Origin of the sequence: Mangrovimicrobium sediminis, assembly GCF_004745945.1 — a bacterium.
Taxonomy (GTDB): domain Bacteria; phylum Pseudomonadota; class Gammaproteobacteria; order Pseudomonadales; family Halieaceae; genus Mangrovimicrobium; species Mangrovimicrobium sediminis.
The window spans coordinates 30,047-50,703 of sequence record NZ_SRLE01000008.1 but is presented as its reverse complement, the minus strand read 5'-3'; the positions used below and the strand labels follow the sequence as shown (position 1 = coordinate 50,703).

At 66.8% G+C, this 20,657-nt stretch carries 11 protein-coding genes; 8 read left to right on the top strand and 3 right to left on the bottom strand.

Translation table 11 applies throughout. The features are described from left to right. Nucleotides 1-8 precede the first annotated feature (8 nt). Nucleotides 9-1,097: a biotin synthase BioB gene (gene bioB, locus E4634_RS11830; protein ID WP_135444138.1), complete on the bottom strand. Its 1,089-nt coding sequence runs from the start codon at nucleotides 1,095-1,097 to the stop codon at nucleotides 9-11. Between the two features lie 79 nt (nucleotides 1,098-1,176). Here bioB and E4634_RS11825 point away from each other — a divergent pair, with 79 nt between their 5' ends. After that, nucleotides 1,177-1,881, top strand: coding sequence for a ComF family protein (locus E4634_RS11825; RefSeq protein WP_206046870.1), 705 nt, complete (start codon nucleotides 1,177-1,179; stop codon nucleotides 1,879-1,881). A 15-nt stretch (nucleotides 1,882-1,896) separates the two neighbouring features. Continuing rightward, nucleotides 1,897-2,874, top strand: a complete 978-nt coding sequence (locus E4634_RS11820; RefSeq protein ID WP_135444136.1) for a serine/threonine protein kinase — start codon at nucleotides 1,897-1,899, stop codon at nucleotides 2,872-2,874. A gap of 741 nt (nucleotides 2,875-3,615) precedes the next feature. On the opposite strand, the gene E4634_RS11815 is transcribed toward E4634_RS11820, so the two are convergent. Further along, nucleotides 3,616-5,016, bottom strand: a complete 1,401-nt coding sequence (locus tag E4634_RS11815) for an FAD-binding oxidoreductase (protein ID WP_135444134.1) — start codon at nucleotides 5,014-5,016, stop codon at nucleotides 3,616-3,618. Nucleotides 5,017-5,093: 77 nt separating this feature from the next. After that, nucleotides 5,094-10,670, bottom strand: a complete 5,577-nt coding sequence (locus E4634_RS11810; protein ID WP_167854876.1) for a COG1361 S-layer family protein — start codon at nucleotides 10,668-10,670, stop codon at nucleotides 5,094-5,096. 189 nt (nucleotides 10,671-10,859) lie between these two features. On the opposite strand from E4634_RS11810, the gene serA reads away from it, so the two are divergent. The 6 genes from serA to E4634_RS11780 all read left to right on the top strand — a co-directional run bounded on the left by serA (nucleotide 10,860) and on the right by E4634_RS11780 (nucleotide 20,391). Then, the gene (serA, locus tag E4634_RS11805; RefSeq protein ID WP_135444130.1) at nucleotides 10,860-12,089 is read left to right on the top strand and encodes a phosphoglycerate dehydrogenase; all 1,230 of its coding nucleotides are present in this window, start codon (nucleotides 10,860-10,862) and stop codon (nucleotides 12,087-12,089) included. A 51-nt stretch (nucleotides 12,090-12,140) separates the two neighbouring features. Then, entirely contained in the window at nucleotides 12,141-12,686 is a 546-nt protein-coding gene (locus E4634_RS11800; RefSeq protein ID WP_135444128.1) for an RNA polymerase sigma factor, read from the top strand. 130 nt (nucleotides 12,687-12,816) lie between these two features. Beyond that, nucleotides 12,817-13,794: a FecR family protein gene (locus E4634_RS11795; protein ID WP_135444126.1), complete on the top strand. Its 978-nt coding sequence runs from the start codon at nucleotides 12,817-12,819 to the stop codon at nucleotides 13,792-13,794. Between the two features lie 106 nt (nucleotides 13,795-13,900). Further along, nucleotides 13,901-16,885: a TonB-dependent receptor gene (locus E4634_RS11790; RefSeq protein WP_135444124.1), complete on the top strand. Its 2,985-nt coding sequence runs from the start codon at nucleotides 13,901-13,903 to the stop codon at nucleotides 16,883-16,885. Between the two features lie 17 nt (nucleotides 16,886-16,902). Next, the gene (locus E4634_RS11785) at nucleotides 16,903-17,355 is read left to right on the top strand and encodes a hypothetical protein (protein WP_135444122.1); all 453 of its coding nucleotides are present in this window, start codon (nucleotides 16,903-16,905) and stop codon (nucleotides 17,353-17,355) included. A 246-nt stretch (nucleotides 17,356-17,601) separates the two neighbouring features. Continuing rightward, complete coding sequence (locus E4634_RS11780; protein ID WP_167854875.1) at nucleotides 17,602-20,391, top strand: TonB-dependent receptor domain-containing protein; 2,790 nt, start codon at nucleotides 17,602-17,604, stop codon at nucleotides 20,389-20,391. Nucleotides 20,392-20,657: the final 266 nt, after the last annotated feature.

Sequence of the window (20,657 nt, the reverse complement as noted above, 5' to 3'; positions counted from 1 at the left end):
GTGCGCGGTCAGGCGTTGCCCGCCGACCTCGGGCAGTCCGCCGGCACGCGGCCCGCCGCAGCGTCGTAGAAGTGCGGGCTGGGGGTTTCCGGCTCGGCGGCCAGCTCGCGCTTCTCGGGCTGGATGCCCAGGCGCGCGAACAGGGCCATGTCGCGGTTGGCCTCGGGGTTGGCGGTGGTCAGCAGTTTCTCGCCGTAGAAGATGGAGTTGGCGCCGGCGAAGTAAGCCAGCGCGTGCATCTGCTCGTTCATCTCCTCGCGGCCGGCGGACAGGCGCACGTGGGAGGCGGGCATGAGGATGCGCGCCACGGCGATGGTGCGGATGAACTCGAAGGGGTCCAGCTCCGGCTCGTCCTCCAGCGGTGTGCCCGGCACGCGCACCAGCATATTGATAGGCACGCTCTCCGGGTGTTCCGGCAAGGTGGCCAGCTGCTGCAACAGGCCGGCGCGGTCGCTGGCGGATTCGCCCATGCCGACGATGCCGCCGCAGCAGACCTTCATGCCCGCCTCGCGCACGTTGGCGAGGGTGTCCAGGCGATCCTGGTAGGTGCGGGTGGTGATGATATCGCCGTAGAACTCCGGCGAGGTGTCCAGGTTGTGGTTGTAGTAATCGAGGCCCGCCTCGGCCAGGGCCTGCGCCTGCTCGCGGTCGAGCATGCCCAGGGTCATGCAGGTCTCCATGCCCAGGGCGCGCACTTCCTGCACCATGGCCACCACGTGGGGCATCTCGCGCGGCTTGGGCGAGCGCCAGGCGGCGCCCATGCAGAAGCGCGTGGCGCCGGCGGCCTTGGCGGCGCGCGCCTGCTCCAGCACCGTCTGCACCTGCATCAACTTTTCGGCTTCCAGGCCGGTGTCGTAGCGCGCGCTCTGCGGGCAGTAGGCGCAGTCCTCGGGACAGGCGCCGGTTTTGATGGAAAGCAGGGTGCTGACCTGGACCTCGTTCGGGTCAAAATAGCGGCGGTGCACGCTGTGGGCGCGGAACAGCAGGTCGTTAAAGGGCAGTGCGAACAGCGCCTGCACCTCATCGCGGCTCCAGTCGTGGCGAATCTCGGGGGCGTCCTGGCTGGCGCGCACGGCGTGGGCTGCGATGTCGGTCATGACTCACCTGTTGGCTTTTCGAAAGGGATCTTCTGCATGATAGCCGGGGGCGAAAACCTGTCAACCAGAATCGACCCTTGTGGTTAACAGCGTTCTCGGGGCCGTGTTCGATGCACTGTTCCCGGCCACCTGCCGGCTGTGCCAGTTGCCGGCCCACAACCGGCTGCCGCTGTGCGTGGGCTGCCGCGACGAGCTGCCGCCCAATACGCTCGCCTGCTGGCGCTGCGCCCTGCCCCTGCCCGCGTCCGGCCTGTGTCCGGATTGCCAGCGCGATCCCCCGGCCTTCGACCGCGTGGTCGCCCCCTGGCTGTACGGCGAGTACCTGGGGTACCTGATCCAGCGCTGGAAGTTTGCCGGCGAGGAGGACCTCACCGCCCTGCTCGCCGACCTGTGGCTGGCGCGCGCCACCCCGGACCCGGGCATCGACCTGCTGGTACCGGTGCCCATGCACTGGCGCCGGCGCCTGGCGCGCGGCTACAACCAGGCCGAGCTGCTCGCCGCGCAACTCGCCCACGCGCTGCCCGGCGCCCGGCTGGACTCCCGCCGCCTGGCGCGCAACCGCGCGACCCCGGCACAGGCGGCGATGGACGCCCGCGCCCGCTCACGCAACCTGCGCGGCGCCTTTACTGCGCGCAGGCCCTGTGACAACCTCCGCATTGCCGTGGTGGACGACGTGCTCACCACCGGCGCAACCGCCGCGGAAGCTGCCCGTACCCTGCGCGCGGCCGGCGCGGCGCACGTGGAAATCTGGTGCCTGGCGCGCACACCGGCGCCGGGCGGTTGAACCGAGGTAAGACAATTGAGCGGTCATCCCTACGACGCCCTAACCCCCGAGATGGTCATGGCCGCGGTGGAATCCACCGGCCGCCTGTGCGACGCCCGCCTGCTGGCCCTCAACAGCTACGAAAACCGCGTCTACCAGGTGGGCATCGAGGACGACCAACCCCTGGTCGCCAAGTTCTACCGCCCGGGCCGCTGGCGCCGCGAGCAGGTCGAGGAAGAACACGCCTTCACCCTGGAGCTGGCCGACGCCGACATCTCGGTGGTCGCGCCCCTGGCCGATGACGACGGCAACACCCTGCACGAGCACGCCGGCTTCCTGTTCGCCCTGTTCCCGCGCCGCGGCGGCTACCCGCCGGAGCTCGACAACCCGGACAACCTGCTGGTGCTGGGCCGCACCCTGGGCCGCATCCACGCGGTGGGCGCTGCGAGTGAGTTCGCCCACCGGCCGCGCATCTGCGTGCAGCGCATGCTGGTGGAGAACCGCGAGTTCCTGCTGCAGGACTTCATCCCGCGCGAACTGCGCCCCGCTTACGAATCCCTCACCGCCGACCTGGTCAAAGCGGTATCGGCGAACTATCGCGCGGAACCTGCGGACGAGATCCGCGTGCACGGCGACTGCCACGTCGGCAACATCCTGTGGCGCGATGACGTGGCCCACTTCGTCGACCTCGATGACTGCGTTTCGGCGCCAGCGATCCAGGACCTGTGGATGTTCCTGTCCGGTGCCAATCACGAGCGCGAGTTGCAGCTGTCCGAGCTGATCGAGGGCTACAACGAATTCGCCGATTTCGACCCGCGGCAGTTGCGCTGGATCGAGCCGCTACGCACCCTGCGGCTGGTGAACTACGCGGCCTGGCTGGCGCGGCGCTGGGACGACCCGGCCTTCCCGCGCACGTTTACCTGGTTCAATACGGAGCGCTACTGGGCGGAGCACATCCTCGAGTTGCGGGAGCAGTTGGCGGCGTTGCAGGAGGAGCCGTTGCGGCTATTGTGACCGGGCCCAGACTCACGCCCGCCCCCTCCGCTGCGTTTCCAGGCTGCTGCACAATCCGACTGAAGATCGCTATGCGAATGTGGCTTACAGGTCTACATGAAATGCCGATGTAGCGGGCGCAGACTACCGCCCGCCCGTCATCACCCGCCCTTCGAAACGGCCGCACGCTCCGCTGCGTTTTCAGGCTGCTGCGCAACTCGACCAAAAATCGCTGCGCGATTTTTTGGGACTCGAACAGTGCTCGCTGAAAGCGCCTGAAAACGCAGCTGCGCTAAAAGCGCGGCCTGATTGTTTCGAAGGGCGGGTGATGACGGACGTGCTCGCTCCGGTGACGGTTGGACCGGATTTCAAAGCTGCCCTGTTGGCACTTCGCTGCCAGTCCAGTCGATTTCCCACCTCAGTGAACACTTCGATTTTTCGAATGAAACTGTGGCGACAATCGGTTTCTCGCGTCATTTGACACCTGCAGAATATCCGAAAAAAGCCCCGCGCCTGCCCGTACCCCGGCAAAACAATCAGGCCACCGCTTTTTGCGGAGCCGCGTTTGTGGGGGCTTTCTGCGAGCACTGTCCGAGTCCCAAAAAATCGCGCAGCGATTTTTGGTCGAGTTGCGCAGCAGCCCACAAACGCGGCGGAGCTTGTGGCCGTTTTGCCGGGGTACGGGCAGGTGCGGGGCGACGGGTAATACCCAATCCAACAGCTCGCGAAGTCACAAAGTCACGAAGTCACAAAGTCACGAAGTCAAAGATCGAAAATCTTCCCGGGATTCATGATCCCCTGCGGATCGAAGGCCCGCTTGATCTGCCGCATGATCTCGATTTCCGCCGGCGAGCGCGAATACTGCAGGTAGTCCTTCTTCAGCAGCCCCACCCCATGCTCGGCAGAAACACTGCCCCCATAACGCTGGACGATATCGAACACGAGCTTCGAGACCTCGCCGCACTGCTCGCGGAAGAGGTCGATATCCAGCCCCTCGGGCTTGAGGATGTTGAGGTGCACATTGCCATCGCCGATGTGCCCGAACCAGATGATCTCGAAGTCCGGGTAAGCGGCGTTGACCACCGCCTCGACCTCGTCGAGGAAGTCCGGCACCTTGGAGATGACCGTCGAGATGTCGTTCTTGTAGGGCGTCCAGGGCGTGATGGTCTCCGAGATGTCCTCGCGCAGGCGCCATAGGTTTTCCGCCTGGGTGAGGCTCTGGCTGATCGTGCCGTCGAGCACCCAGCCCTCGCCGACGCAGTCCTCGAACACCGCCATCGCCGCGTCCATGTCCACCTCGCCGGACTGCTCGAATTCGAGCAGGGCGTAGTAGGGCGCCTCGGTCTCGAAGGGGCGCGGCAGGCCCTGGTGGGCGACCACCTTGGCCAGCGCCGGCTCGGAGAAGAACTCGAAGGCGCTGAGGGTGAGCTGTTCGCGGAAGGCGCCGAGCACGCGCATGAGGGCCGGCATGTCGGGCACGCCGAGCACCATGACCGCGAGGTCTTTCGGCGCCTGGTCCAGTTGCATGGTGGCCTCGACCACCACGCCGAGGGTGCCCTCGGCGCCAATTACGAGGTGGCGCAGGTCGTAGCCGGTGTTGTTCTTGACCAGGCCGCGGTTGAGGTCCAGCAACTCGCCGGTGCCGGTGACCAGCTTGAGACCGGCCACCCAGTCGCGGGTCATGCCGTGGCGGATGACCTTGATGCCGCCGGCGTTGGTGGAGATGTTGCCGCCGATCTGGCTGGAGCCGGAGGACGCGAAATCCACCGGGTAGAACAGGCCCTGGTCCGCCGCGAACTGCTGCAGCTGCTCGGTGACCACGCCGGCGCCGCAGCGCACGGTGCGGTCCACCGGGTTGAAATCCTCGATGCGGTTCATGCGGTCCAGGGCCAGCACCAGTTCGCCGCGGGTGGCGACGCCGCCGGCGCTGAGGCCAGTGCGCCCGCCGGAGGGCACGATGGCCAGGTTCTCCGCGGCCGCCAGGTGCACGATGGCCTGCACTTCCTCGATGCTGCCGGGAAGCACCACGGCGCAGGGGGCCGGGGGGTAGAAGCGGGTCCAGTCGCGGCCGTAGTGCTCGAGGGAATCGGCATCGGTGAATACCCGCCCGGCGCCGACGATGGCTTCGAGCTGGGCGAGCGGGGGACAGGGGTTGTCGGCCAAGGGAGACTCCTGGGTTGTACGGTATCGCTGTTCGGTATCGCGTTGGCTCGCGGGAGCGAGCGGCCCGGCCGGGCCGCTCACGAGCCGCGGTAGTATACCCTCGCCGCCGCACCCAGTACGAAAATCAGTGACAGCCACAACCAGGCCAGCGGCAGCGCGGGCACCGGGACCGCGGTCGCACCCGCCGCGGCGACGCCGGTGCTGAACGAGAACGGCGACACCAGTTGCGCGTAATCGATGGTCGCCGTGTTGACGATGGCATCGGTGGGCGCAATCACCTGTGCACGCACGCTGAGAATGACGATCGAACCGTCCGGCGCCAGGTCGCCCAGGTCCCAGGTGACCGTGTTGGCGTCCTGGTCGACGATCCCGCCGGCATCCACCGACAACAGCGCCAGCTCCGGCGGCAGGGCGTCGATAACGCTGACGCCCCCGGCCACCGCGTTGCCGAAGTTGGCCAGGCCGATGCCGAAGGTAATGATGTCGCCGACCTCTGCCTCGGCGAGGTCGGCTGCCTTGACCACGACCACCAGCGGCGAGCTGGCCACCGCGACCGCGGTGGACGCGCTGTCCGGCAGGCCGAGGTCCGCGGCCAGGGTTGCCGTGCTCGGCAGTGCGGTGCCATCGGGGAGCGGCGTGTTCGCATCCACGGTGAAGCTCACGCTACCGCTGTCCCCCGCGGCGAGAGTGCCCAGGTTCCAAAGCACATCACCCCCTGACGGGGCACCGCTATTGTTGGCACTGGCAAACACGGCGTTCGCCGGCAACGAGGCGCGCAGGGTCGCATTGGAGGCATCCTCGTTGCCCGCATTGTGGTAGGTGATCGTGTACACCACGGCGTCGCCCGGCGCGACCGGTGACGGGCCGGCACTGATCGCGACATCCAGTTCGACATGGCTGCGCACGCTGCTCTGGGCATGCGCCACCACCGCCTGTGCGTTGGCGGCGGCCAGCTCGGCGGTATTGGCGTAGAGCGTGCCGTCCAGCGCGCCCAGCGGCGCCTGCAGGGTGAGTTCTACGCTGCCCGAAGCGCCCGGGGCGAGGTCGCCCAGGGCCCAGGTCACCACGCCCGCATTGTGCGCGCCGGCATCGCTGGCGGCGACGAACAGCAGGCCCGCGGGCAGCGTGTCGCGCAGGATTGCATTGCTGGCCACCGCGTTCCCGGTGTTCGCGTATTCCAGGGTGTAGGTCAGGTTCTCCCCGGCGTTGACGCTGTTGCCGCCGCTCTTGCGCAGTTCCAGCCGCGCCTGGCTGGCGATGGTCAGCGTGCGCGACGCGCTGGCCGGCGCCGCGTTGCGCGCACTGGCCGCGGCGCGGTTGGTCCAGCTCGAGCCGTTGGCGAGCCCGGTGGGCACGCGCAGCGTGTAGTCGAATACCAGCGAGGCACCGGCGGCAAGTGCGGGAATGTTCCAGCTCACCCGCGAAGTCGCGGCGTCGAAACTGCCGCCCTGGCCGATGCTCACCGCGCTGGCGCCCGCGGGCAGGTCGTCCACCACCGCGATGTGGTCGGCGCTGTCGCTGCCGTTATTTTCCAGGCGCAGGGTGTAGGTGACGTCCTGTCCCGCCTGGACCACCGCCCCGGGCTGACTTTGCTTGGCCAGGGCCAGCTGCGGCGCACTGGAGACGACAAACCCGGTACCGCCGGTCAGGGCGGCGGTCTCGTTGCTGGTCAGCTCCGCCTGGTTGCTGATCACGGTACCGTTGGCCAGCGGTTCATCGATCTGCAGGGTTACCGTCACCTTGCCGCCGCTGAGCGCCGGTACCGACCCCAGGTTCCAGCTGACCACCCCGCCGGCTTCGCTGCCCCCGGCCGAGGCCGAGACAAAGCTGGTATTGGCGGGCACCTGGTCGGTGAGCACGACACCGGTGGCGGTGTCGGTACCGCCATTGAAATAGTCGATCTCGAAACTGACCGTGCCGCCGGCGTCGACAACCGACGCGGAAGCCTGCTTGTCGAGGGTGAACTGCGGCGCCGAGAGCACCAGCACCGGCACCAGCGGCGCGGCCAGCGGCGGCACGCCGGTGGCGCTGATCGAGGCCGCGTTGGGAATCACGATACCGCTGCTGATCGGGCTGTCCACCTGCACCGTCACCGAGACGCTGCCGCTGCTGCCCGCGGGCAGGCTGCCGATGTTCCAGGTGACATCGGCGCCGCTGGGGCTGCCGCCGCCGGTGGCCGAGACGAAGCTGACCTCCGGGGGCAGGTGGTCGACCAGGACCACGCCGGCGGCATTGCTGTTGCCCTGGTTGCTGTAGTCCAGGGTATAGGTGAGCTGCTCACCAGCGGCGACGAAATCGCGGGTAGCGCGCTTGTCCAGCCGGAGGATCGGCGCGCTGGACACGTCCGTGCGCGCGGTGGCGGTCACCGGGAGCAGTTCCGCGCTGGACAGGCTGGCCTGGTTGACCAGCCGGGTGCCGCTGGGCAGCGGCGAGTCGACAGCAAGGGTCAGCAAAATCGCGCCGCTGCCCCCCGCCGGCAGGTCCGGCAGGTTCCAGGTTACGGACCCTCCCTTGGGCTTGCCCGACGGGCTCGAGGACACCAGCGTGGTATTGGCGGGCAGGGTGTCGCGCAGCACCAGCCCGGTCGCGGTGTCGTGCCCGGTATTGCTGTAGCTGAGGGTGTAAGTGGCCTGGCTGCCGGCACTCACCACCGCCGGACCGGTTTTCGCCAGCTGCAGCAGCGGCGCGCTGGACACGCGCACGTCCACCACCGGACTGGAGCGCGGGCCGCCCTGGTCGCCGTCGATGGTCGCGACGTTGTGCAGCACGGTGCCGTTGGCCAGGGGCGAATCGACCGTCACCTCCACGGTCACGGAACTCCTTGCGCCCGCGGCGAGGGTGCCGATGGACCACTGGACGATACCGGGCGAGGACTCGGAACCGCCGCCGCTGGCGCGGACGAAGGTCACGTTGTCCGGCAGGTGGTCCTCGAGAACCACGCCGGTCGCCTGGTCGGTGCCGTTGTTGGCGTATTCGAGGGTGTAGACCAGTGTGTTGCCGGGGACCACGGTACTGCTGGACACCGACTTGCGAATGCTGAGGTCGGGCTGGCTCGAGACGCTGATGCGGTGGGAGGCGGAGACCGGGGAGGTCGCCGTGCTCTCGATACTGGCCAGGTTCTCCAGCAGCGTGCCGTCCGGCAGCGGGCTGTTGACGCGCACGGTGAGCGTTACCGAACCGGCAGCCGGTGCCGCCAGGTCGCCGAGGTTCCAGGTCACTACACCGCCGCTTTCAGTGCCGCCGGCGCTGGCGGAAACGAAGCTGACCCCGGCGGGCAGGAAGTCGCGCAGGACGACATCCCCCGCCGCATCGGTGCCGCTGTTGTCGAATGCCAGGGTGTACACCAGCGAATCGCCGGGCTGCACCTGGGTGCGCGACGCGCGCTTGGACAGACTCAAGAGCGGGGCGCTGTCGACCACGGTGGTGGTGCTCGCCAGGTCCAGGTGGCCGCCGGTCGCGGCGATGCCCGCCAGCGGGGAGAGCCGCGTGCCGTTGGCCAGCGGGCTGTCCACTTCCACGGTGACCGTCACGGACCCCAGGGCGCCGGCGGGGAAGTTGCCGAAGGACCAGTTCACGACATCACCGCTCACCACGCCGCCGGCTCCGGCACCGGTAATACGTGTGCCGGGCGCCGCAAGAAACTCCAATTGCGTGCCACTGCCCGCATCGGTGCCGAAATTGGCGAAATCCAGGGTATAGACGAGCGTGCTGCCCGGGGTCGTGCGGGTCTGCGAGGGCGTGAGGTCCACCAGCAGCAGCGGCGCGCTGCTCACCGTGACCCGCGACGGCTCGCTGGCGGCGCTGACTGGCGAGGTCTGGTCCGCGTCGATGCTGGCGCTGTTGACCAGTACCGTGCCGTCCGCCAGCGGCACCGCGGTGCGCAGCGTGACCGTCACCGAATCCCGGGCGCCGGCGGCGAGCGTACCCAGGCTCCAGCTGACGCTGTTGGTCGGTGCCGCGTAGACACCGCCGCCGGTGGCGCTGACGAACACGGTGTCCGCCGGCAGGGCATCTTCAAGGACCACGTTGGTGGCCGCGTCAGTACCGGTGTTCGCGTAGGTAATCGTGTAGACGAAACTGTCACCGTCCTGCACGCGGTTGCGTGACACCTGCTTTTCCACACTCAACACCGGCGCGCTGGACACCCGGGTATCGGCAAACGCCGTGGTCGGCTGGCTGACCTGCGCGCTGAGCAGCGAAGCGGTGTTGTGCAGCACGGTGCCGTCGGCGATGGGTGTGACGATGTCCGCCTGCAGCTGGATGCTGCCGCCCTCCCCGGCCCGCAACTTGCCGAGGTTCCAGGTCACCTGCTGGCCACTCACCGCGCCGCCTCCGGTGTCGGACACATACAACGTGTCCGGTGGCAGCACGTCCTGCAACTGCACGCCGGTGGCGGTATCCGAGCCCGTGTTGCTGTAGGTGAGCGTGTAAACCAGGCGTTCGCCGGCGTTGGCGGTGGCCCTGGACACGGTTTTTTGCAGTTCCAGCACCGGCGCACTGCTGGCGGTCACATCGACGGTGGGCCCTGCCACGATGCCCGTCTGAGCACTGGTGATGCTGATCGCATTGCCGAGAACGCTGCCGTCACTGATCGGCGAGGCGACCTTCGCCGTCAGCGACAACTGGTGTGCCGCCCCGGCGCCGAGGTCGGGCAGGTTCCAGGTCACCACCCCATTGCTGTGGCTGCCACCACCGGTGGCGGAGACGAAAGCCAGGCCGCTGGGCAAGGTGTCGGTGACCACCACACCGGTCGCGGTATCCGTGCCGCTGTTGGCGTAATCGATCAGGTAGGTGAACACCTGCCCGGCCGCCACCTGCGGTCCCGGCGCCTGTTTCAACACGCTGAGCACCGGCGCACTGGTGGCGGTCACGTTCACCGGCCCGGCATTGACCGCGGCGAGTTCGTTGCTGGCCAGTTCAGCGGTATTGGCCAGCACGGTACCGTTGGCGATGGGGCTGGCTACCGTGACCGTGGCGGAAACGGCCCCGCTGGCGCCCGCGGGAATCGTGCCGATGTTCCAGGTGACTGTACCCGCGGCGTGCGCACCGCCGCCGCTCGCGGAGTAGAACAGCACGTCGGCGGGCAGGGTATCGGTGAGCACGACACCGGTGGCGTCGCCACTGCCGTTGTTGGCGTAGGTCAGGGTGTAGCTGATCTGTTCACCGGCACCCGCGGTAGTGCGCGAGGCTGTCTTGTCGAGGGTCAGATGTGGCTGCGCACCCGGATTGACCACAGGCCCCGCCTGCGGGCCGGTCGAGGTCGAGCAGCCGCCGGTGACACGGGCACTGGCGGCGGGCAGGGAACCCCCCGCGGCGGTGACCAGCACGCGCACCCAGCGGTCGCCGGTGTTGTTGTGGAAGCGGATATTCGACCAGCGCACGCGGTTGTTGGCGCTCTCGAAGCTGCCACCCGGGTTGCTGTCGAGAAAGGTGGCGCCGCTGGCGGGCAGGCTGACGATCAGGTCGCCGAAGCAGGGCGGGCCGGTACCGGCCACCCAGGTGGCCCGGTAGGTGAGCACCTGCCCGGTCACCGGCTGGGCCGGGTAGCTGGACAAGGTAAGGCTGACGGTCGCGGCGGAGGCCAGGCCGGCGAGCAGCAGGCCGGGCAGTAAACACAGCCACAACCAGTAGCGGAGGAGCGTTTTTGCGGACATGTTATTTTTCTCCTGTCCTGGATTCCAATATAGACCGCGAGCGGCCAGGTCGCGCCCCACACCCGCTCCCCGCGGGTGGAAATGTGCCACTTTCCAGTGCCCTTGGGGCCTGCCCGCCTGTGGTAACATACGCGCCTTTTTTCGACCCCGACCACGCGCCGGGGGCGCTATCTACGAGATCATTCGCACATGGCCAGACAGTCCCTGCCCAAGGAAAAGATCAAGTTCCTGCTGCTCGAGGGCATCCACCCGTCCGCGGTCGAGGCCCTGCAGCGGGCCGGCTACGAGAACATCGAGGTGCACGCCAAGGCGCTGCCCACCGAGGAGCTCAAGGCGGCCATCGCCGGCGCGCACTTCGTCGGCATCCGCTCGCGCACCCAACTCACCGAAGAGGTCTTCGCCGCGGCCAGGAAACTGGTCGCGGTGGGCTGTTTTTGTATCGGCACCAACCAGGTAAACCTTGAAGCGGCGACCAAACGCGGTATCGCGGTGTTCAACGCGCCGTTCTCCAATACCCGCAGCGTGGCCGAGCTGGTGATCGCCGAGGCCATCCTGCTGCTGCGCGGCGTGGCCGAGAAAAATGCCGCCGCCCACCGGGGCGAATGGCAGAAGTCCGCCACCGGCGCCTTCGAAATCCGCGGCAAGAAGCTGGGCATCATCGGCTACGGCAATATCGGCGTGCAGCTGGGCATCATCGCCGAGAGCCTTGGTATGCAGGTGCAGTTCTACGACGTGGTCAACAAGCTGCCCCTGGGCAACGCCCGCCAGGTACACAGCCTCGGCCAGCTGCTGGCCTCCTCGGACGTGGTTACCCTGCACGTACCGGAAACCGCGGCAACCCAGGACATGATCGGCGCGCAGGAGCTGGAGCTGATGCGCGAGGGCGGCATCCTGATCAACGCCTCCCGCGGCACCGTGGTCGACATCGACGCCCTGGCGGCGCGACTGGAGTCCGGCCACCTGGCCGGCGCCGCGATCGACGTATTCCCGGTGGAACCGCGCTCCAACGACGACGAGTTCGTCTCGCCCCTGCGCCGCTTCGACAACGTGTTCCTCACCCCGCACATCGGCGGCAGCACGGTGGAGGCGCAGGAGAACATCGGCATGGAAGTGGCCGAGAAGCTGGCGAAGTACTCGGACAACGGCACTACCACCTCGTCCGTCAACTTCCCCGAGGTCGCCCTGCCGGAGCACGCCGGCTGCCACCGCCTGCTGCACATCCACCACAACATCCCGGGCGTGATGAGCGCCATCAACAGCGTGTTCTCCGAAACCGGGGTCAACGTCTCCGCGCAGTTCCTGCAGACCAACGAGGCGGTGGGCTACGTGGTCATCGACGTGGACGCGGAGTACAGCGACATCGCCCTGGCCCGGCTCGCCGCGGTCGAGGGTACGATCCGCTCCCGGGTCCTGTTCTAGGGCCCATCTGTGGGGTGGCGGCGGCCGTCGCCCCGGTGGCATGATCAGCCAGTGGCAAACGACAAAGACCAGTTCATCGCCGAGCTCGTGGTGCAGAACCGGGGCGCGCTGGAAAAATTCCTTGCGCAGCGCCTGGACAACCCCGAGGATGCGGCCGAGATCGCCCAGGAGGCCTTCCTGCGCCTGCACCGCCTGGACGACCCGGGCCGGCTGGATAACGCCCGCGCCTACCTCTACCAGGTCGCCGGCAACCTGGCGATAGACCAGCTGCGCCGGCGCAAGCTGCACTTCCGCTTCCTCGCCGGCGAAATGCGCGAACACCCCGACGACGGCGTCGATACCGGCGCCGCCGAGCCCTCCCCCGAGCAGATTCTGGGTGCCAGCCAGCGCCTGGCGGCAATCAATGCCGCGGTGGAATCGCTGCCGTTCAAGGCCAAGCAGGCCTTCCTGCTGCACCGCCAGAACGGCCTGCCCTACAGCGCCATCGCCGAACAGCTGCAGGTGTCTGTCTCCAGCGTGGAGAAATACATCCTCCAGGCCCTGCGCGCCTGCCGCGAGGCGCTCGAGGCACTGGAAGATCCGGCGGCTCGAAAATGAGAGATTCATCAAGAATTCACACTTTCTCCGTTGAGGGAATGTGCCCCTGAGACGTTATATCGGTACAACACAAAAAAACCGGTCGCCAAAACCCCGCAAGTGAGGCTCCGGAACACAGTAGGGAACGACAGTGAACACGACTGGTGAGGAACACGGGCATGCGCTCGACCAGGCGCTGGCATGGATTGCCCGCCTGCGCGCAGATACCGCCGCTGAAGCGGACCGGCAGGCTTTTGCCCTGTGGTTGGCCGCAGCCCCCTCTCACCCCCAGGCCATGGACGACGCGCTGGCCCTGTGGGAGGAACTCGGCGACGCCCTGGCGGTAGAGCCGCCCCCGGGTACCGGCAGCGATACCTCGCGCAGCCGTCGCTGGCTGTTCGGCAGCGCCGCCGCCATCGCCGCCAGCGCATTGCTCGCTCTGTTCCTGGGCCCCCTGGCCCAGCACGAGCCGCAGGCACAGATCTACACCAGCGCCCTCGGCGAACGGCAGGAAGTTGCACTGCCCGACGGCTCCCGCGCCCTGCTCAACTCCAACACCCGGATCAGCGTCACCTACAGCGACGATCAGCGCCAGATCGTCCTGCGCCGCGGCGAGGCCTGGTTCCAGGTCGAGAAGAACCCCGCCCGCCCGTTCAGCGTGGACTCCGGCGACGCGCGGGTCACCGCCCTCGGCACCGCTTTCAACGTCTACCGCCAGGGCCGCAAGACCGAGGTCACCGTGACCGAGGGCGTGGTTCGCGTCACTGAACTCGACGCCCCCGGCAGCCGCGCAGCGAGTGCCGAGGTCCTGCGCCAGGACCAGCAACTGCGCACCGGCCCGCGGGGCTGGCAGGTGGCTGCGATTACCGACACCGCCCGGCAACTGGCCTGGCGCGAAGGGCGCCTGGTCGCCGAGGCCATGCCGCTGCCGGCACTGCTGGCCGAACTCAAACGCTACGACGCGACAGCCTACCTGCTGGGCGACCCGGAACTGGCGGCGCTGACCGTGTCCGGCGTGTTCGATCTCGACCAGCCGCAGTCCATCCTGCGCGCCCTGCAGGTAAGCCTCGACATCGAGGCACGCGAGATCGACCAGGGCACGGTACAGTTGCTCAAAAAACAGCGGTAGGCTATAACGGGCCTGCGGGTCCCCCTTCATTAACCCCGGCCGGGGGTTCGCGTCGAGATAATCACCTGGATTGTGGGTTGCGGCACTGCCGCTCCCCGGGCTGTCTATGTCTACCGCGTCTGCGCCAGTACCGGTATGTTTTCCGGGCTCACTCGCTTTTGCGCGTTCGGCACTGCTCGCAGCCTGCCTCGCGCTGGGCCTGAGCCAGACTGCGCTCGCCAGTACGCCGGAGGCGGTGCATTTCGTCGTCAACGCGCCGCGCCTTTCTTCCGCGCTCATCCAGCTGAGCAAGCAAAGCGGCCTGTCCATTGTCTTTTCCGACCGCGTCACCCGCGACCTGCCGGCGCGGGAGCTGGTCGGCCATTTCACCCCTGCCGCCGCGCTGGACCAGCTGCTGGCTGGCACTGGCCTGGCCTGGGAGCTGATCGACAACAAGGTCATCGCGGTGTACGCCGCGGGCTGCGGCGATGCCTGCCCGGACGCGCGGGAGTTGCTCGATCGCTACCCAGTGTATGTGCCCGGGCTGGAGGAAACCTACGTCTACGGCAACCGCGTCACCGGCTCGCGCATCCGCCGCGCCACCTACACCGGCGGTGCGCCGGTCGACGTCCTCGCCGGACCGGAGATCGAACTCAGCGGTGCCCAGAGCCTCGGGGAATTGCTGAAATTCGTGCCCGCGGTCTCCGGCAACGCCACCAGTACGGCCATCTCCAACGGCGGCGACGGCACCGCGACGGTAACCCTCCGCGGACTGCCCGCCAACAACACCCTGGTGCTGATCAACGGGCGCCGGGTGGCCAGCGACGGCCTCGCCGGCGACGCGGTGGACCTCAACAGCATCCCGCCGGCGGCGGTGGAGCGCATCGAGATCCTCAAGGACAGCGCCTCGGCGATCTACGGTTCCGACGCCATCGCCGGTGTGGTCAACGTGATCATGAAACGCGATTTCCACGGCTTTCTCGCCGAGACCTACTACGGCGAGACCGAGCGCGGCGACCTGCAGACCACCACCCAGACCCTGCAATACGGCACCGGCCTGCCCGAGGGTTCGCTGTTCCTGAGCGCCTCGCTGTACCAGCAGGACCCGATTTTCAGCCGCGACCGGGATGTCTCGCGCAACGCCGACACCCGCGCTGAAGGCGGCGCCGACCAGCGCTCCAGCGCCACCCCGGATGCGCGCATCAGCCTGCCCGACGGGCGCACGGTGATCGCCACCGCGGACGGTTACCGGCCGGCGACGGACGAGGACCTGTTCAACTACCAGGCCTTCACCACCGCGGTAGTCCCCTTCGAGCGCACCAGCCTCTATGGCAGCGCCAGCTACGACTTCGCCCAGTGGCTGACCGGCGAGATCGAGCTGTCCTATACCGAGACCGACGCCGAGGCAGTACTGGCGCCGACACCGGTGTTCACCGCCTTCGAGCAGGACCCGCTGCTGGTGGCAGCGGACAACATCTACAACGACTTCGAGGTGGATCTCGCGGACGTGCGCCGCCGCCTGGTGGAATTCCCCGAACGGCGACAGCGCAATGAATCGGAGGTGGCACGCATGGCCGCCGCCCTGCAGGGCCTGTGGGCGGACTGGAGCTGGGACTTCGGCTACAACTGGAGCCGCAGCGAGGCCACCGAGGCGAGCAGCGCCATCGTCAATGCCGACCACCTGCGCCGCGCCATCGGCCCGGCCGCGGGTTGCCAGGGCCCGCCGCTGGACGACTGTGTACCGGTCAACCTGCTCGGCCCCGCCGGGACGCTGGAGCCGGCGCAGGCGGACTACATCATGGCCACCGGGCAGGTGAGCGGGTACTCGGAGCTGTACAGCGCGGGCTTCAGCATGTCCCGCGCGGTCGACGGCCTGCCCGCCGGGCGCGCCGACGTCGCCTTCGGCTTCGAGCACCGCAGGGAGAGCACGCGCAAGCGGCCCGGGCCACTGCTGGCCAGCACCAGCACTATCGGCGCGACCAACTTCGACGCCACCCGCGGCAAACGCACGGTCGCCGAGTTCTTCCTGGAGAGCGTGGTGCCGCTGTGGAAGAGCGCCGACGGGCTGGCCAAACTCGACCTGGAGGCGGCGCTGCGCTACTCGGACTACAGCGACTTCGGCACCACCACCAACCCGAAAGTGGCCCTGCGCTACAGCCCGGGTCCGGCGCTGCTGCTGCGCGCCAACTACGCCGGGGGCTTTCGTGCGCCCAGCCTCAACGAGCTCTACGAGGGCGTGACGGAAAACCAGGCCTTCCTGCTCGACCCCTGCACCCAGCCCGCCAATGTCGGCGTACTGCCCGGCTGCACCGCGCTGGGCGACCCCAGCCGCAACCAGTTCCTGACCCTGGAGGGCGGCAACCCGCAGTTGCAGCCGGAGACCTCAGAGAGCTACAGCGTGGGGCTGGTACTGACGCCCGCCCGGCTGCAGGGGCTGGCGCTGTCCGCCGACTTCTTCCGCATCGAGCAGCAGGACGTGGTGTCGTCCAGCGCTCAGTACATCGTCGACCAGAACGCCCGTTTCGGCAGCTTCGAGGACCGCGTAGAGCGCGACGCGATGGGCAACCTGGTACTGGTGCGCGCCTCCAACCTGAACATCGGCGAGCGCCGGGTCAGCGGCGCCGACTTCGGCCTCGACTGGCGTTTCGCCGAGAACCGCTTCGGCCAGTTCACCCTCAACGGCAGCACCAGCTGGATCGCCGAATACCTGGCGCAGCAGGACGCCAGCGCGCCGCGCGAGGACCTGGCGGGCAGTTTCCGCGACGAGGCCTCCGAGGGCCTGGGGGGCATCCCCGAGTGGAAAGCCCAGCTCGGGCTGCGCTGGAACCGCGAGCGCTGGCGCGGCAGCTACCAGGTGCACTACGTCGACAGCATGCGCGAGCGGGTGCCGGACAGCGACCGCTGGCGCAATATCAAAGCCTGGATGGTGCACGACGTGCAGCTCAACTACACCTTCGACGTGCTCGACGGCCTGCGCCTGTCGCTGGGGGTGGACAACCTGTTCGATGAGGCCGCGCCGTTGGCCACCTCGGCCTTTAACGATAACATCGACGGCCGAACCCACGAATTGAAGGGGCGCTTCTGGTATACCCGCCTGAGCCAGCGCTTCTGACCACAGCGAGACATCCCATGCGCAAACTGCTCCCCGCCCTGATCCTGAGCCTGCCGCTGGCCGCCCTGGCCGGAGGCGACCCGTTCCCCGGCGTGGAGGGGCTGATGACCGCCGACGAGTTCGACGCCGCAGGCCTGGACAAGCTCAGCGAGGCCGAGCGCAAGGCGCTCAACGAGTGGCTGATCCGCTACACCGCCTGGGAGGCCCCGGCGCAGCAGCGCTCCGCCGAGGTCCGCGAGCTGGAGAACGAGACCGGCATCAGCGCCAACATCAAGGCTCCATTTAATGGCTGGAGCGGCAGCACCCGCTTTTACCTCGACAACGGCCAGATCTGGGAGCAGCGGCTGCAGGGCCGCTTCCAGTACAAGGGCGACGAGACCGCGGTGGCCATCCGCAAGAATTTCCTCGGCTACTGGGTAATGGAGCACCTCGCCTCGGGCCGCAGCGTCGGCGTCAGGCGCATCGACTAATCATTTCATATCAGGTACTTAGCCTGATTCCCCGCGCCTCAATTTCGGTATTTTGACAAGTTCCCGCCCGATTTTGTGAATATTTCACAAATGTGGATGGGGCTTTGAGGTAGGTCCCGAAATATTCGTTTAAAGTTGGTGTACAGAGGCTATCCGCGGCCTCCACATCCAAGCATGCTTCACATATGAAACAGGGGTAAACCTATGTTGAGAAAAAATCGTCTCACTCTGGCGGTTTCTACCGCTATGGGCCTGAGCGCTGTGGCCTTTGCACCACAGATGGCTTTCGCCCAGGAGCCGGAACAGGTCGAAGAAGTGATCGTGACCGGTTCCCGCATCGCGCGCCCGGACCTGGAAAGCGCCAGCCCGGTCAGCGTTGTAACCCGTGAGGAAATCAAGGTAACCGGTCTGACCGATGTCGGTGACCTGATCCAGAGCATGCCCTCCATGTCGGGCTCGCCGATCGGCACCACCACCAACAACGGCGGTAACGGTAGCGTGCAGATCGACCTGCGCGGTATGGGCCCGAACCGCACCCTGACCCTGATCAACGGCCAGCGCCTGGTTGACGGCGGCGACTACCAGACCATCCCGTCTGCAATGATCGAGCGCGTCGACATCCTGAAAGACGGCGCCTCCGCGGTCTACGGTGCTGACGCCGTAGCCGGTGTGGTCAACATCATCACCCGCAAGAACTTCGACGGCGTTGAAGTTGAACTGCAGACCGCCGACTGGTTCGACACCAAGGCTGGCAAGCAGGACACCGTTAGCCTGGTAGCTGGCAAGACCTTCGATCGCGGCCACGTGATCTTCGGTGGCGAATTCGTCACCCAGGAAGAAGCCTTCCAGGACGACACTCCCTGGGACTTCTTCGAGACCTCCTACTACATCTACCCGGAAGGTTGTGAATCCAACCCGGCGCGCCCGTACGACGGCACCCCGAACGGCGGCTGCTACCCGCTGGGTTCCTCGCGTATTCCGGAAGGTCGCCTGGGCTTCGCCTCACAGGGCGTCTACATGAACGAAGGCGCCGGCCTGGTACCGTACGACGGCCGCACCTACAACTACTCGCCGGTCAACTACATCCAGACCCCGTATGACCGCACCAACTTCTTCGTGGATGGCGAGTTCGAAGTCAATGACTACGTCACCGCCTTCACCGAAGTTCGCGTCAACCTGCGTAAGTCTGCCCAGGAACTGGCGCCGCTGCCCTATGACGGCCGTCCCGGCCAGGATCCGGCCTACACCGGCACCTACGTCGATGCCGACGGTGTCACCCAGGCCTTCAGCGGTGTCTCCCAGGACAACTACTACCTGCAGCAGTTCGCCACCGCAGCCGGCCTCACCCCTGAGCCGGTCACCGACATCCGCCGTCGTATGGTAGAGACCAACCGCCGCTTCGAGCAGGACATCACCCAGGTCCAGGCCGTCATGGGCCTGAAAGGTTCCTTCAAGGAAATCGACTGGGAACTGACCTACAACCGCGGTCGTCGTAGCCGTACCGACAACGACTACGGCCAGTTCGCCGGCACCCCGCTGTTCAACGCCCTCGGCCCGTCCGCCGACCTCGATGGCGACGGCACCCCGGAGTGTTACACCGACGTCAACGATCCCAGCACCCTGATCGCTGGCTGTGTACCGTTGAACCTGTTCGGTGGCGCCAACACTGTGACCCAGGACCAGCTCGACTACGTGTCCACGGACCTGACCGACCACTACACCACCGACCTCGAGACCCTCGACTTCAACGTTTCCGGCAGCGCGTTTGAACTGCCCGGCGGTGACTTCGGCTGGGCCGCTGGTATCGGTTACATCGGCGAGAAGTACAAGTACGCTCCCGACTCAGGCAAGTCCCAGGACGCAGTCACCGGTAACACCGGTGCCGGCACCGAAGGCTCCCTGTACAACATGAACCTGTACGCGGAAATCTACGCGCCGCTGTTCGACAATGGCGAGCAGGCGCTGTCCATGACCGCGGGCGTTCGTTACGACGACTACAACGCCTTCGACGAAGAGACCACCTGGCAGCTGGGTATCGAAGCCAACGCTCTGGCCGACCTGAAGTTCCGCGCTACCGCGGGCACGGTATTCCGCGCGCCGACCCTGAGCGACCTGTACGGTGGCCTGGTTGACGACTTCCCGACCTACGTCGACCCCTGTACCGCCACCCCGCTGCCCGCAGGCTGCGCACGGCCCGGCGTACAGACCGACAGCCAGGTTCCGGCGAAAGCTGGTGGTAACGAGAACCTGACCCCGGAAACCGGTGACACCATGACCTTCGGTGTGGTCTGGACACCGCAGCTGTTCGGTGGCGACCTGTCGCTGACCGTCGACTACTGGGATACCCAGATCGAAGACGGTATCAGCTCACTGGGCGTACAGTTCATCCTGGATGACTGCTACCTGAACCAGAACCAGCAGGCTTGTGACCTGGTTACCCGCCGTCCGGACTACTCCGTACAGCAGGTTATCGACACCCAGCTGAACGTCGCTGAGCAGGGCGCCAACGGTATCGACACCGAAGCGCGCTACACCATCGACACCGATCTGGGCCAGTTCCGCGGTACCTTCCTGTGGTCGCACCTGAACGAGCGCACCAAGAAGGCTTACGCCGGTGCTGAGGAGCAGGATCTGTCAGGCCGCTACACCGACCCGACTGCTGAAGACGGCGGCGCGTACGCGGAAGACAAGATCAACTACAGCCTGAGCTGGATGTGGAACGGCCTGACCGTTTCCTACCTGGGCGAGTACATCAGCGAGCTGGATGCAGACACCTTCTGTAACTGTGACTCTGATGGCGATCCCTCCAACAACAAGGCTGATGGCTCCTACATCCAGGACGTCGATGCTGTGCTGTATCACGACCTGGTCGCGAACTACACCTTCGACTTCGGCCTGGGCATCACCGCCGGTGTGACCAACATCACCGACGAAGAGCCGCCCTACATCGAGATTGGCTTCAACGCCACTACCGATCCGTCCACCTACCGCCTGTTCGGTCGTGGTTACTACCTGCGCCTGACCCAGACTTTCTAAGTCCGGTCCAGACGTCACCGAAGAAGCCCGGCTCGCAAGAGCCGGGCTTTTTTTTGTTCCTCAGAAAGAGGGGTCAGAGCCATGGCTCTGACCCCGGTCTACACGCGTGCTCTTGGCGCAGGAATGGGCGGGTGGGAAGGCAGGGGTCAGAGCCACGGCTCTGACCCCGGTTTACAGTCGCGTAGTCTTCGCGGAGGAATGACCGGGCTGGATGCCAGGGCTCAGAGCCACGGCTCTGACCCCGGTTTACCCTGACCCCGGCCTGC

What these genes read in the sequence shown, in the direction of transcription:
- bioB (WP_135444138.1), bottom strand. Translation starts at nt 1,097, where the DNA reads ATGACCGACATCGCAGCCCACGCCGTGCGCGCCAGCCAGGACGCCCCC.
- E4634_RS11810 (WP_167854876.1), bottom strand. Translation starts at nt 10,670, where the DNA reads ATGTCCGCAAAAACGCTCCTCCGCTACTGGTTGTGGCTGTGTTTACTG.
- serA (WP_135444130.1), top strand. Translation starts at nt 10,860, where the DNA reads ATGGCCAGACAGTCCCTGCCCAAGGAAAAGATCAAGTTCCTGCTGCTC.
- E4634_RS11790 (WP_135444124.1), top strand. Translation starts at nt 13,901, where the DNA reads ATGTCTACCGCGTCTGCGCCAGTACCGGTATGTTTTCCGGGCTCACTC.
- E4634_RS11785 (WP_135444122.1), top strand. Translation starts at nt 16,903, where the DNA reads ATGCGCAAACTGCTCCCCGCCCTGATCCTGAGCCTGCCGCTGGCCGCC.
- E4634_RS11780 (WP_167854875.1), top strand. Translation starts at nt 17,602, where the DNA reads ATGGGCCTGAGCGCTGTGGCCTTTGCACCACAGATGGCTTTCGCCCAG.